Origin of the sequence: Streptomyces sp. NPDC047981 (assembly GCF_040653315.1) — a bacterium.
GTDB lineage: Bacteria > Actinomycetota > Actinomycetes > Streptomycetales > Streptomycetaceae > Streptomyces.
This window is the reverse complement of sequence record NZ_JBEZNQ010000060.1, coordinates 36369-48566: the sequence shown is the minus strand read 5'-3', so window position 1 is coordinate 48566 and position 12198 is coordinate 36369. Positions and strand designations below refer to the sequence as shown.

11 protein-coding genes are annotated in these 12198 nt (G+C 73.1%); 8 read left to right on the top strand and 3 right to left on the bottom strand.

The annotated features are described in order from the left end of the window. From sucB to AB0E14_RS28830, 4 genes are all read left to right on the top strand, one after another. Nucleotides 1–1029: 2-oxoglutarate dehydrogenase, E2 component, dihydrolipoamide succinyltransferase (gene sucB, locus AB0E14_RS28845; protein ID WP_362424378.1), on the top strand; the 1029-nt coding region annotated here is incomplete at its 5' end. A 122-nt stretch (nt 1030–1151) separates the two neighbouring features. Then, complete coding sequence (locus tag AB0E14_RS28840; protein WP_362424375.1) at nt 1152–1775, top strand: GntR family transcriptional regulator; 624 nt, start codon at nt 1152–1154, stop codon at nt 1773–1775. 295 nt (nt 1776–2070) lie between these two features. Further along, complete coding sequence (gene aceE, locus AB0E14_RS28835) at nt 2071–4776, top strand: pyruvate dehydrogenase (acetyl-transferring), homodimeric type (protein WP_362424372.1); 2706 nt, start codon at nt 2071–2073, stop codon at nt 4774–4776. A 53-nt stretch (nt 4777–4829) separates the two neighbouring features. Continuing rightward, nucleotides 4830–5810, top strand: a complete 981-nt coding sequence (locus AB0E14_RS28830) for a WYL domain-containing protein (RefSeq protein WP_362424369.1) — start codon at nt 4830–4832, stop codon at nt 5808–5810. Here AB0E14_RS28830 and AB0E14_RS28825 read toward each other — a convergent pair. After that, nucleotides 5807–6739 (bottom strand): SDR family oxidoreductase, encoded by a 933-nt coding sequence (locus tag AB0E14_RS28825; RefSeq protein ID WP_362424366.1) that lies wholly within the window; start codon nt 6737–6739, stop codon nt 5807–5809. The genes AB0E14_RS28830 and AB0E14_RS28825 overlap by 4 nt on opposite strands. Before the next feature lie 100 nt (nt 6740–6839). On the opposite strand from AB0E14_RS28825, the gene AB0E14_RS28820 reads away from it, so the two are divergent. Beyond that, a complete protein-coding gene (locus AB0E14_RS28820; protein WP_362424390.1) occupies nt 6840–7370 on the top strand; it encodes a DUF4240 domain-containing protein in 531 nt (176 codons plus the stop codon). A 67-nt stretch (nt 7371–7437) separates the two neighbouring features. Here AB0E14_RS28820 and AB0E14_RS28815 read toward each other — a convergent pair whose 3' ends face one another. After that, complete coding sequence (locus AB0E14_RS28815) at nt 7438–8223, bottom strand: SDR family oxidoreductase (protein WP_362424363.1); 786 nt, start codon at nt 8221–8223, stop codon at nt 7438–7440. 137 nt (nt 8224–8360) lie between these two features. Here AB0E14_RS28815 and AB0E14_RS28810 point away from each other — a divergent pair, with 137 nt between their 5' ends. Beyond that, entirely contained in the window at nt 8361–9029 is a 669-nt protein-coding gene (locus AB0E14_RS28810; protein WP_362424360.1) for a TetR family transcriptional regulator, read from the top strand. On the opposite strand, the gene AB0E14_RS28805 is transcribed toward AB0E14_RS28810, so the two are convergent. Next, nucleotides 9019–9543 carry a GNAT family N-acetyltransferase gene (locus tag AB0E14_RS28805; RefSeq protein WP_362424387.1) on the bottom strand — a complete coding sequence of 175 codons (525 nt, stop codon included), beginning with the start codon at nt 9541–9543 and terminating at the stop codon, nt 9019–9021. The genes AB0E14_RS28810 and AB0E14_RS28805 overlap by 11 nt on opposite strands. A 52-nt stretch (nt 9544–9595) precedes the next feature. Here AB0E14_RS28805 and AB0E14_RS28800 point away from each other — a divergent pair, with 52 nt between their 5' ends. After that, nucleotides 9596–10492, top strand: a complete 897-nt coding sequence (locus tag AB0E14_RS28800) for a TIGR01777 family oxidoreductase (RefSeq protein ID WP_362424357.1) — start codon at nt 9596–9598, stop codon at nt 10490–10492. Nucleotides 10493–10723: 231 nt separating this feature from the next. After that, the gene (locus tag AB0E14_RS28795; RefSeq protein WP_362424354.1) at nt 10724–12124 is read left to right on the top strand and encodes an NAD(P)/FAD-dependent oxidoreductase; all 1401 of its coding nucleotides are present in this window, start codon (nt 10724–10726) and stop codon (nt 12122–12124) included. The last annotated feature ends 74 nt before the right edge of the window (nt 12125–12198 follow it).

Sequence of the window (12198 nt, the reverse complement as noted above, 5' to 3'; positions counted from 1 at the left end):
GCCGCCCCGGTCGCCGCCCCGGCTCCGGCCGCGCCCGCCGCCCCGGCTCCGGTCGCCCCGGCCGCGCCGGCCCCCGTGGCCGCCCAGCCGGTGGACGACGGCGCCTACGTGACGCCGCTGGTCCGCAAGCTGGCCTCGGAGAACGGCATCGACCTGGCATCCGTCAAGGGCACCGGCGTCGGCGGCCGTATCCGCAAGCAGGACGTCCTCGCGGCCGCCGAGGCCAAGAAGGCCGCCCCGGCCCCCGTCGCCGCTGCCGCCGCCCCGGCCGCCGCCGCGCCGAAGGCCCCGGCCCTGGAGGTCTCCCCGCTGCGCGGTCAGACCGTCAAGATGACCCGCATGCGCAAGGTCATCGGCGACAACATGATGAAGGCGCTGCACGGCCAGGCCCAGCTGTCCTCGGTCGTCGAGGTCGACATCACCAAGCTGATGAAGCTGCGCGCCCGTGCCAAGGACGCGTTCGCCGCCCGTGAGGGCGTCAAGCTGTCCCCGATGCCGTTCTTCGTCAAGGCGGCGGCCCAGGCGCTGAAGGCCCACCCGGTCATCAACGCCCGGATCAACGAGGACGAGGGCACCATCACGTACTTCGACTCGGAGAACATCGGCATCGCCGTGGACTCCGAGAAGGGTCTGATGACGCCGGTCATCAAGGGTGCGGGCGACCTGAACATCGCCGGTATCTCCAAGGCCACGGCCGACCTGGCCGGCAAGGTCCGCGGCAACAAGATCACCCCGGACGAGCTGGCCGGTGCGACCTTCACCATCAGCAACACCGGTTCGCGCGGTGCGCTGTTCGACACGATCATCGTGCCGCCGAACCAGGTCGCCATCCTGGGCATCGGTGCCACGGTCAAGCGTCCGGCGGTCATCGAGACCCCCGAGGGCACCGTCATCGGCGTCCGCGACATGACGTACCTGACGCTCTCCTACGACCACCGCCTGGTGGACGGCGCCGACGCGGCCCGCTACCTGACGGCCGTCAAGGCGATCCTGGAGGCCGGCGAGTTCGAGGTCGACCTCGGGCTGTAGACCTCACCTGGGCTTGGCAACGTAACAAGCCTCACCTGCGGCGCCCCCGCCCGGAAGTGTTTCCGGGCGGGGGCGCCGCCGTATTGTCTTGAGTGTCAACGCGTCCCTTAAGGAGGGGCTTCATGAGCGTCCCCGTCGTCCACTCGCTGCGCGAACAGATCCGCGAGCACATCGTGGAGGGCATCGTCAGCGGACGCTGGAAGCCGGGTGAGCGGATCGTGGAGCGCCGGATCGCGACCGAGCTGGAGGTCAGTCAGACCCCGGTGCGCGAGGCGCTGCGCGAGCTGGAGTCGCTGCGGCTGATCGAGTCCTCCCCCAACAAGGGCGTACGGGTCAGGAACCTGACGGCGGCCGACCTGGAGGAGAGCTACCCGGTCCGGGCCGGTCTGGAGCAGATCGCGGCGGAGCTGGCGGCACAGCGTCTCCAGGCCGACTGCTCGGCCCTTGAGCCGCACGTGGCGGCCCTGTACGACGCGGACCGGGCGGCGGACGGCACGGCACAGGTGCGGCACACGGTGGGCTTCCACCGCGAGCTGGTGAAGGCGGCCGGGAACAGCGTGCTGCTGCACACCTGGGAGGGCCTGGGCATCGAGGTCTTCACGGCGCTGTCGATCCGCTGGCTGGGCACGGTCCAGAAGTCGTACGCGGAGGAGCACCAGGACCTCGTGGAGGCCTTCCGCCGGGGCGACCCGAACATCGGCGCCCTGGTGAAGGCCCACGTCCTGGGCTGCGCCCCGAGGGCGTGACATCGCCCCCGCACGAACGGCCTCCACGAATGAGCGGACCCCTGTACGAGGTCCGCTCATTCGTGCGAAGCACCTCTCATCCGCTGCCCCACCTGGGAAAACAAGGCACCCGGTGCCCGTTTTCGCGGCACCCTGTGCCGACTTTCGCGTTCGAGGGAAGTTTTTCCCTTCAACACTTTGATCGATCATCGATCGGCGGCTTACAGTCTTCGGCGGGCCGCTACCCGGCCCTTCGCCCTGTCCTGCCAGACAAGGCACCCCTTCTCCACCCCCATCTGTCCGGAAGGCGGCGATCATGACCGATCCCGTAGGCAAGATTCCGAGCGAGCTCGACCAGCTCCCGGACCGTGACACCGAGGAGACCGCCGAGTGGGCGGCCTCCCTGGATGCCGTCACCAAGGCCGCCGGCCCCCACCGGGCCGCCTACCTGATGCGCCGCACGCTCCAGCACGCCGAGGGCGCGGGCCTCGCCCTGCCCAAGCTGCTGGAGACGGACTACGTCAACACCATCCCCACCTCCGCCGAGCCGGTCATCGACGGCGACGAGGAGATGGAGCGCAGGATCACCGCCTGGAACCGCTGGAACGCCGCCGCCATGGTGACGCGCGGTGCCAAGCACGGCGTCGGCGGCCACATCGCCACCTTCGCCTCCGCGGCCTGGCTCTACGAGACCGGCTTCAACCACTTCTTCAAGGGCAAGGAGTCCGGCGACGCCGCCGGTTCCGGCGACCAGCTCTACATCCAGGGCCACGCCTCCCCCGGCATCTACGCCCGCGCCTTCCTCGACGGCCGCCTCACCGAGGCGCACCTCGACAACTTCCGGCAGGAGTCCGGCGGCAACGGCCTGCCCTCCTACCCGCACCCGCGCCGGCTGCCCTGGCTGTGGGAGTTCCCGACCGTCTCCATGGGTCTGGGCCCGCTCTCCGCCATCTACCAGGCGCGCTTCAACCGGTACCTCACCAACCGCGGCATCAAGGACGTCTCGTCCTCGCACGTGTGGGCGTTCCTCGGTGACGGCGAGATGGACGAGCCCGAGTCGACGGCGGCCCTCGCACTCGCCGCCCGCGAGGGTCTGGACAACCTGACCTTCGTCATCAACTGCAACCTGCAGCGCCTCGACGGCCCGGTCCGCGCCAACTTCAAGATCGTGCAGGAGCTGGAGGCCCAGTTCCGCGGCGCCGGCTGGAACGTCGTGAAGTCGCTGTGGGGCAACGCCTGGGACGAGCTGTTCGCGCTCGACACCAACGGCGCCCTCGTCCGCCGCCTCCGCGAGGTCCCGGACGCGCAGGTCCAGACGTACCAGACCCGCGACGCCGCCTACATCCGCCAGGACTTCTTCGGCTCCGACCCCGCGCTCGTCGCGATGGGGCAGCTGCTGAGCGACGACAAGATCCTGGAGTGCTTCCACCTCTCCCGCGGTGGCCACGAGCCGCGCAAGGTCTACGCCGCGTACAGGGCCGCCCTGGAGTTCAAGGGCGCGCCGACGGTGATCCTCGCGCAGACCGTGAAGGGCTTCACCCTCGGTGAGGGCTTCGCGTCCAAGAACGCGAACCACCAGATGAAGAAGCTCAGCACGGACGAGTTCAAGGCCATGCGTGACCTGCTCGACCTGCCGATCTCCGACGCCCAGTTCGTCGACGGCGTGGTCCCCTACGGCCACCCCGGCGCCGACTCCGCCGAGGTCCGCTACCTCCAGGAGCGCCGCGCGGCGCTCGGCGGTCCGGCCCCGGCCCGTCGCGTCCAGCCGCTGGCCCCGCTGCCGGCGCCGGCCGAGAAGACCTTCGCCGCCTTCGACAAGGGCTCCGGCTCGCAGTCGGTCGCGACGACGATGGCCTTCGTCCGGCTGGTGAAGGACCTGGTCCGCGACAAGGAGACCGGCAAGCGCTGGGTCCCGATCGTCCCGGACGAGGCCCGTACCTTCGGTATGGAGTCGCTGTTCCCGTCGCTCGGCATCTACTCGCCGAAGGGCCAGACGTACGAGCCGGTCGACCGCGACCAGCTGATGTACTACAAGGAGGCCGTCAACGGCCAGATCCTCAACGAGGGGATCACCGAGGCCGGGTCCATGGCCGACTTCATCGCCGCCTCCAGCGCGTACTCCACGCACGGCGAGGCGATGATCCCCTTCTACATCTTCTACTCGATGTTCGGCTGGCAGCGCACCGCCGACCAGATGTGGCAGCTCGGCGACCAGCTCGGCCGTGGCTTCCTCGTCGGCGCGACCGCCGGCCGCACCACCCTGACCGGTGAGGGTCTCCAGCACGCCGACGGGCACTCCCCGGTCATCGCGGCCACCAACCCGGCCGCCCTGACGTACGACCCGGCGTTCGCCTACGAGGTCGCGGCGATCGTCAAGGAGGGTCTGCGCCGGATGTACGGCGAGGCCGCCGAGGGCGAGGACCAGGACGTCTTCTACTACCTCACGGTCTACAACGAGCCGATGCCGCAGCCGGCCAAGCCGGCCGGGGTCGACGAGGGCATCATCAAGGGCCTGTACCGCTTCAACACCGCGGAGTCGGCCGGCCTGGACCTGCCGGCGAACGCCGCGCGGATCCAGCTGCTCTCCTCCGGTACGGCCATCCACTGGGCCCTTGAGGCGCAGAAGCTGCTCGCCGCCGAGTGGGGCGTGGGCGCCGACGTGTGGTCCGCCACCTCCTGGACCGAGCTGCGGCGCGACGCGCTGGCGGCCGACGCGGCGCTGCTGCGCGGCGAGGAGCAGGTGCCGTTCATCCGCAAGGCGCTGGAGGGCGTGGACTCCCCGGTCCTGGCCGTCTCCGACTACATGCGTCAGGTCCCCGACCAGATCGCGCAGTGGGTCGAGCAGGACTGGTCCTCGCTCGGTGCGGACGGCTTCGGTCTGTCGGACACCCGTGACGCGGCCCGCCGCCACTTCGGTGTCGACGCGCAGTCGATCGTCGTCGCGGCCCTGGCCCAGCTCGCCCGCCGCGGCGAGGTCCCGGCCTCGGCCGTGAAGGAGGCGCGCGAGCGCTACGGCCTGTAGGAGGCCCGGGGTTCGTCCCCCGGCTTGTCAGTGGCGGCACGCATGATGGGTTCATGCGTGCCGCTCGGCTTATCAAGATGGTGCTGCTCCTCCAGTCCCGGCCCTCGATGACGGCGGCCGAGCTGGCGGAGGAGCTGGAGGTGTCCGAAAGGACCATCACCCGCGATGCCCTCGCCCTCTCGGAGGCGGGGGTTCCGGTGTATGCGGACCGGGGCAGGGCGGGTGGCTACCGGCTGATCGGCGGGTACCGCACGCGGCTCACGGGGCTCGCGCGTGGTGAGGCAGAGGCCCTGTTCCTGTCCGGTCTGCCGGGCGCCCTGCGGGACATGGGCCTGGAGGACGCCGCCTCGGCGGCCCGGCTGAAGGTGTCGGCGGCGCTGCTGCCCTCGCTGCGCGACGCCCCGGAGTCGGCGGCGCAGCGCTTCCTGCTCGACGCTCCCGGCTGGTACCAGGAGCCGGAGACCCCGGAGTTGCTGCCGCCGATCGCGGAGGCGGTCTGGGACGACCGGATGCTCTCCGCCCGCTACCGCCGCGGGGACGGCGAGGTGGACCGCGAGCTGGCGCCGTACGGCCTCGTGCTCAAGGCGGGCGTCTGGTACCTGTGCGCGCGTGCCGGGACGGCGTTCCGCACCTACCGGGTGGACCGGTTCACGGCGGTCGCGCTGGGCGAGGAGCGGTTCGTACGGGACGAGGAGTTCGACCTGCCCGCCTTCTGGGCGGAGCGGGCGGCGGAGTTCGCCCGCTCGATCCTGCGCGCCGAGGTCGTGCTGCGGCTCTCGGAGGCGGGCGCGCGCCGTCTGCCGTACGTGACGGACCGCGCGGCGGCCGAGGAGGCGCTGGCGGGCGGTACGGAGGACGGGGCGGGCCGGCTGACGGCGACGCTCCTCGTGGAGGCCGAGGACGTCGCCTTCAGCCAGCTGCTCGCGCTCGGCCCGGAGGTGGAGGTGCTGGGCCCGGAGTCGCTCCGGGCCCGTTTCGCGGCGGCGGCGCGGGGCCTCGCGGAGCTGTACGGCGACGACGACGGCGACGGCTAGCGGTAGTCGGCCACGTCCGGCTTGTCGCCCACCTCGCCCGCGAGCATGTAGCCCCAGGCGTCCGGCTGGGAGCCGTCCGCGTCGGTGAAGCCGTAGACCTTGGCGAGCTGCCCGCTGGAGAGCGACTGGCCGGTCCAGCGGGCCCGGTCGGGGTCGGCGGCCAGGGCGGCGACGGCACGGCCGACGTAGACCGGGGACTCGGCGATCTCGAAGCCGGGGACCTTCTCGATCGCGTCCCGCCAGTTGTCCTCCGTCACCCCGAAGGCGGCCAGCATCTGCTCGGAGCGGAGCCAGCCGGGCGTGAGGCAGACCGCGGTGGCGCCGACGTCCTTCAGGTCGTGGGCGAGCGCGAAGGCCATCCGGATCGGGGCGTTCTTGGTGAGGTCGTAGAAGAAGTTCTCCCGGAACCGCGTGTTCCACTCGGCGGTGCCGTCGGTCATCTCGACGACGAGTCCGCCCGGGTGGCGGATCAGCAGCGGCAGCGCGAGGCGGGAGGTGATGGCGTGCGTCCGCACGCCGAGCTCCATCATCCGCAGTCCGTCGGTCAGATCGGTCTCCCAGATCTTCTTGCCGAACTTGAGCAGGTGCTCCCCGCCCCACACGTCGTTGACGAGGACGTCGAGCCGGCCCCGCTCCGCGTCGATCCGCGCGACCAGCGCCTCCACCTGGTCGGTCTCCAGGTGGTCCGTCGGCACCGCGACGCCCTCACCGCCGGCCGCCGTCACCAGCTCGGCCGTCTCCTCGATGGTCTCCGTCGCACGGCCGACCTCGCTGACCCGCTCCCGGGTGGTGCGCCCGGTCACGTACACGGTGGCGCCGGCGGCGCCCAGCTGTACGGCGATGGCCCGCCCGGCGCCCCGTGTGGCGCCCGCGACGAGTGCGATCCTGCCGCTCAGCGGCTTGGTCCCGGTCTCCTTGGATGTCTCCATGGAGGGAGCGTGACAGGAAAGTACGACATCTCCTGTCCGATTTGATTTTGGCTGTTTCCGGGTGCGCCGCCCTCCCCCACGGTCGATGCTGGATGCCGTGATGGACGAAACGGAGTTCTGGGAGATCGTCGACTCGACCCGCGAGGCCGCCGAGGGCGACCCGGAGGAACACGCCGACCTGCTCGTCGAGCGGCTGCTGCAGCTCGACCCCGACTCCGTGCTCGACTTCGCCCGCCATTTCGAGGCCCGGTACAACCGCGCCTACCGCTGGGATCTGTGGGGCGCGGCTGCGGTGCTGCTCGACGGGGCCGGCGACGACGCCTTCGACTACTTCCGCTGCTGGCTCATCGGCCAGGGCCGGGAGGTCTTCGAGGGCGCGGTGCACGACCCGGACGCCCTCGCCGAGCTGCTCGACGACTTCGACGAGGAGATCGACGGGGACGGCGAGGAGCTGGGTTTCGCCGCCGACGAGGCGTACGAGCAGCTGACCGGGATCGAGGCGCCCGACCTGGGGATTCCGCCCCAGCCTGCGGAGCCGGAGGGCGTGGCCTTCGACCTGGCGGACGACGCGGCGCTCGCGGCCCGCTACCCGCGCCTGTGGGAGCGCTTCGGCGCGGTACAGCTCGGCTGAGCGACCGGCTGAAAAGGTACGGACCCGGGGGCCGTCCCTCCCCGGGTCCGTACCGGTCCTTGGCGTCCTAGAAGTGCGTGCCGCCGTCGATGCGGACCTCGGTGCCGGTGATGAACTTCCCGTCCTCGCTCGCGAGCATCGCGACGACGCCCGCGACCGTCTCCGGTCCGGCGAAGCCCTGGCCGATGGCCGGGGCGAGCTTCATGAAGAGGGACAGGTCGGCGTCCTCGGGCAGGCCGGGGCCGACGCTCTGCCGGCTGGCGCCGGTGCCGTCGGTCATGCCGGAGGAGATCGAGCCGGGCTGGACGGCGGTGAAGCGGATGCCCTGCTTGGCGTACTCGGCGGCGAGCGCGTGGGTCATGGACTGGATGCCGCCCTTGCTGGCCGCGTAGGCGGCCATGTACGGGTGGGCGAACTGCGCCGAGGTGGAGGAGAAGTTCACGACGGCGGAGCCCTCGCCGGCCAGGAGGGCCGGGATCGCCTCGCGGATCATCAGGAACGTGCCGGTCAGGTTGATCCGGACGACCTGCTCGAAGGAGTCGAGCGTGGTCTCGTGGGTGTGCGACGAGCGCAGGATGCCGGCCGCGTTGACCAGCACGTCCAGGCCGCCGAGGGCGATGACGGCGGCGGTGACGCCCTCGCGGACGGAGGTCTCGTCGGCGACGTTCACGACGACCGTGGTGAGGCGGTCGGCGGCGGCGCCGGCCTTGGCGACGGTGTCCTTGAGACCGTCCTCGCTGATGTCGGCGGCGGCGACACGGCCGCCCTCGGCGAGCATGCGCAGCACGGTGGCCTGGCCGATGCCCGAGCCGCCACCGGTAACCAGTGCGCGGCGTCCTTCGTAGCGGTTCATGTCCTGTCCGACCTCTCGACGACGAGTCTCTTGATGCCCTGATGCTTGATGCAGAGCACACCGTACGCCTAGGTGGCACGTTTTGCCACAGTTGCATGAAATGCAAGGTCGGCAGGGGTGGGGCGTACCCTCGTACGGTGAGCACCCAGCCCGCCGCCAGGCCCAGCACCAGGCCCGCCTCCCTGACCGAGCGCCGCAAGGCGGCCACCCAGCTCGACATCGCGCGCGCCGCCGCCGAACTCTTCACCGAGCGCGGACCCGACGGCACGACGGCGGAGGACATCGCGCTGCGCGCCGGGGTCGCGCTGCGCACCTTCTACCGCTACTTCCGCTCCAAGCAGGACGCCGTCGCCCCGCTCCTCGCGGGTGGCGCGGACCGCTGGCGGGAGTCGCTCGCGGCGGCGGAGCCCGGCGCGACCGTGCCGACCGCCCTGGAGCGGTCGATCGCGGAGGCGCTCGCGGGGGCGGACGAGGAGGCGGCCGAGGGGCTGCGCTGGACGCGCGGGCTGCTGCGGGCTGCGGCCGAGGACCCGGCCCTGCGGGCGGTCTGGTACCGGGTCAACCAGGAGTCGGAGGAGAAGCTGCTCACCGTGGTGGCCGGGCTCGCGGGCCCCGACGCGGACCCGCTGGAGGTACGGCTCGCCGCGGCGGCGGCCACGGACGCGATCCGGGTGGCCCTGGAGGCCTGGGCGGAGACGGACGCGCCGGTGCGCGGCGAGGGCGCCCCGGCCGAGCTGGCGGTGCGCTGCCTGCGCGAACTGATGGGCGGCATGGGGCCGCTGACGCCCCCCGGCGCTACTGCGTGAGCGAGCGGCCCATCAGGACGTCGTCCACGTACGCCCCGTCCAGGAAGAACTCGCCGGGCAGGACGCCCTCGACGGCGAAGCCCTCGGACGCGTAGAGCGCGCGGGCCGGGGCGTTGTGGCCGAGGACCCGCAGGGTGATCCGGCGGGCGCCCTGGCGGCGGGCCTCCGCACACGCGGCGCGCAGCAGCGCGCGGGCCACACCCCGGCCCCGCGCGCTCTCGGCCACGGCGAGGCCCTGGATCTGGCGGACGTGCCGGTTGCAGGCGAGCGGGGTGGCCGGGACGAGCCGCAGATAGCCGATGACGGCGCCGGCGCCTGCCGGACGCCCCCGAGCGTCCCCCACCTCCTCCGCCACCAGATAGTCCTCCGGCAGATGGCGCTCGTCGAAGAACGGCCGGTACGGGGGTTCCGGCGCGGGCTGCACCGCGTGCAGGGGCGACCAGGTGGCCCGGTCCAGCTCCCCGAGGGCGGCCTCGTCGGCGGGAACGGCCATGCGTATGCGCGTCTCCGGCATGATCATGGCGGCCACTGTGCCACGCGGGGCCCCGGAAGGGCAGGATGGGCGCATGGAACGCTCCCGCATCGCCGTCACCGGCGCCTCCGGACTCATCGGCTCCGCCCTGGTGCGCTCCCTGCGCGCCGACGGCCACCAGGTCTCCCGTCTCGTGCGCCGTCCCGCCCGGACCGCCGACGAGGTCGAGTGGGACCCCGCCCGGCTGTACGTGGACGCGGCCGGGCTCGTCGGTGTCGACGCGGTCGTGCACCTGGCGGGCGCGGGCGTCGGCGAGCGCCGCTGGAGCGAGGCGTACAAGAAGGAGATCCGCGACAGCCGTGTGCTCGGTACGCGGGCGATCGCGCAGGCCCTCGCCTCCCTCGCCGAGCCGCCGAAGGTCCTGGTGTGCGGTACGGCCCTGGGCTACTACGGCGACACCGGCTCGCGCGCCGTCGACGAGAGCGCGCCCGCGGGCGAGGGCTTCCTGCCCTCGGTGTGCGTGGAGTGGGAGGCGGCCGCGGCCCCGGCCGAGGAGGCCGGCATCCGGGTCGCCTACGCCCGCACGGGTCTCGTGGTGGCCGCCGAGGGCGGCGCGTGGGGGCGGCTCTTCCCGGTGTTCCGCGCCGGGGTGGGCGGGCGGATGGGCGACGGCCGGCAGTACTGGAGCTTCATCTCGCTGCACGACGAGGTCGCGGCCCTGCGGCACCTGATCGACACCGAGTCCCTCGCGGGGCCGGTGAACCTGACGGCCCCCGAACCGGTCACCAACCGGGAGGTGACGGCGGCGATGGGCCGGGTCCTGCGCCGCCCGGCGGTCTTCGCCGTGCCCGCGCCCGCGCTGCGCCTGGCGCTCGGGGAGTTCGCCGTGGACGTGCTGGGCAGTCAGCGGGTGCTGCCGAGCCGCCTGTTGGAGTCGGGCTTCGCCTTCGCCTTCCCGACGATCGACGAGTCGATCCGGGCGGCGGCCTGACGGCGGCCGGGACGGGCCCCGGTGGCGGCCTGACCGTGCCCGGTGCGGCCCCGGCGGCGGCCTGACGGCCGTCGGTGCGACCCCGTGCTCCGTGCACCCCCGCGCGCGCCGCTGGCGCGGCCGGGCGGGGCTGCCCGAGGCTGGCATGCCCTGAATGCGAACGCGGGCATTCCGGGGGCCGGTTGGGGGCATAGGCCTCCCACCACGCCGCGCCGACCTGGGGAGGGGCACGTGCTCAGTACCGCACGCCATACGGATGTCGTCACGGATGTCGTCATCGTCGGGGCCGGGATCGCGGGGCTCGCGGCCGCGCACCGGCTGACCAGCGCCGGACTCGGCGTCACGGTCCTGGAGGCCGGGCCCCGGGTGGGCGGCCGGCTGATCACCGACGACGTCGACGGCTTCCGTCTCGACCGGGTGGGGCCGCTGCTGACGGCCTCGTACGCGGAGCTGCTCCGGACCCGGGGACTCGCCGGGGTGACGCTGCGTCCGTTCGCACCGGGAGCGCTGGTGCACAGCGACGGCCGGTACCTGCGGATCGGCGAACCGTTCCCGCATCCGCGTCGACGCGGGCCGCACAGCCGGGGTTGGGGCTCCCCGCACGCGCCCCGGCGGGCCGGGTGGGGGTCCGCCCACGCTCCCTGGCGCGTCGGGGGCGCGTACACGGTGGCACGCGCCCTCGCGAGCGCCCCCCGGAATCCGGCGGCCTCGCTGGACCAGGCACGCCTCGGCGCGTCCCTGGCGCGGCTCGCGGCCACCCCGGTGCAGCGTCTGTCGACGCGTCAGGAGCGCACCGCGCGCGAGGCCCTGACGGCCCGGCTGCCCGGCCGTACGGTCCAGGGGGTGCTGCGGCCGCTCGTCGCGGCCCTGCTCTGCGATCCGGACCTGGGCACGTCCAGCCGCTACGCCGACCTGGCCCTGCGCGCGTTCGCCCGGGGCCGGCTCTCCGTGCCGGAGGGCGGCTCGGGGATCCTGCCCGAGCTGCTCGCGGCGGCGCTCCCCGAAGGCACGGTTCGGACCGGGGTGCGGGTCACGGAGGTCGGGATCGACCGGGTCGAGACGGCGGAGCACGGGGTGTTCGGCTGCCGTTCGGTGCTCCTCGCGACGGGTGCGCGGTCGGCGGCCGAGCTGCTGCCCGGGCTGCGGCTGCCCGCCTTCCACGCGGTGACCGTGCTGCACCACACGGCCCCCGAGCCGCCCGCGCAGGAACCGGTGCTGCTCCTGGAGTCCGACTCCGGCGGCCCGGTCGCGCACTCGGCGGTCATGAGCGCCGTCGATCCCACGCGGGCTCCCGACGGCCGGGTCCTGGTCACCTCGACGGTCCTGGGCGCGCCGCCCGACGACGTGGAGCGCCGGGTGCGCAAGCACCTCGCGACGCTGTACGGGACGTCGACGGACGAGTGGGAGCTGCTCGCGCTCCACCACACGCCCGAGGCGGTCCCCGCGATGCCCCCGCCGCACGACCCGCGCCGCCCGGTGCGGCTCCTCGCCGGCCTCTACGTCTGCGGCGACCATCGCGACACGTCCACCCCGCAGGGCGCCCTCACCTCCGCCCACCGCGCGGCGCACGCGCTCCTGACCGACCTGGGCATCCCGGTCCCGCAGGGCGCCCCGGCGGAGGCGGTCGCCTGACGGGCGGGGCGGCGGACGGCTGGACTGCTGGGCGGCTGGGCGGCTGGGCGGCTGGGCGGCTGGGCGGCTGGGCG

Excerpts from the sequence above, each read along its gene's own strand:
- aceE (WP_362424372.1), top strand. The coding sequence starts at position 2,071 with ATGACCGATCCCGTAGGCAAGATTCCGAGCGAGCTCGACCAGCTCCCG.
- AB0E14_RS28830 (WP_362424369.1), top strand. The coding sequence starts at position 4,830 with ATGCGTGCCGCTCGGCTTATCAAGATGGTGCTGCTCCTCCAGTCCCGG.
- AB0E14_RS28840 (WP_362424375.1), top strand. The coding sequence starts at position 1,152 with ATGAGCGTCCCCGTCGTCCACTCGCTGCGCGAACAGATCCGCGAGCAC.
- AB0E14_RS28820 (WP_362424390.1), top strand. The coding sequence starts at position 6,840 with ATGGACGAAACGGAGTTCTGGGAGATCGTCGACTCGACCCGCGAGGCC.
- AB0E14_RS28805 (WP_362424387.1), bottom strand. The coding sequence starts at position 9,543 with ATGCCGGAGACGCGCATACGCATGGCCGTTCCCGCCGACGAGGCCGCC.
- AB0E14_RS28825 (WP_362424366.1), bottom strand. The coding sequence starts at position 6,739 with ATGGAGACATCCAAGGAGACCGGGACCAAGCCGCTGAGCGGCAGGATC.
- AB0E14_RS28815 (WP_362424363.1), bottom strand. The coding sequence starts at position 8,223 with ATGAACCGCTACGAAGGACGCCGCGCACTGGTTACCGGTGGCGGCTCG.
- AB0E14_RS28800 (WP_362424357.1), top strand. The coding sequence starts at position 9,596 with ATGGAACGCTCCCGCATCGCCGTCACCGGCGCCTCCGGACTCATCGGC.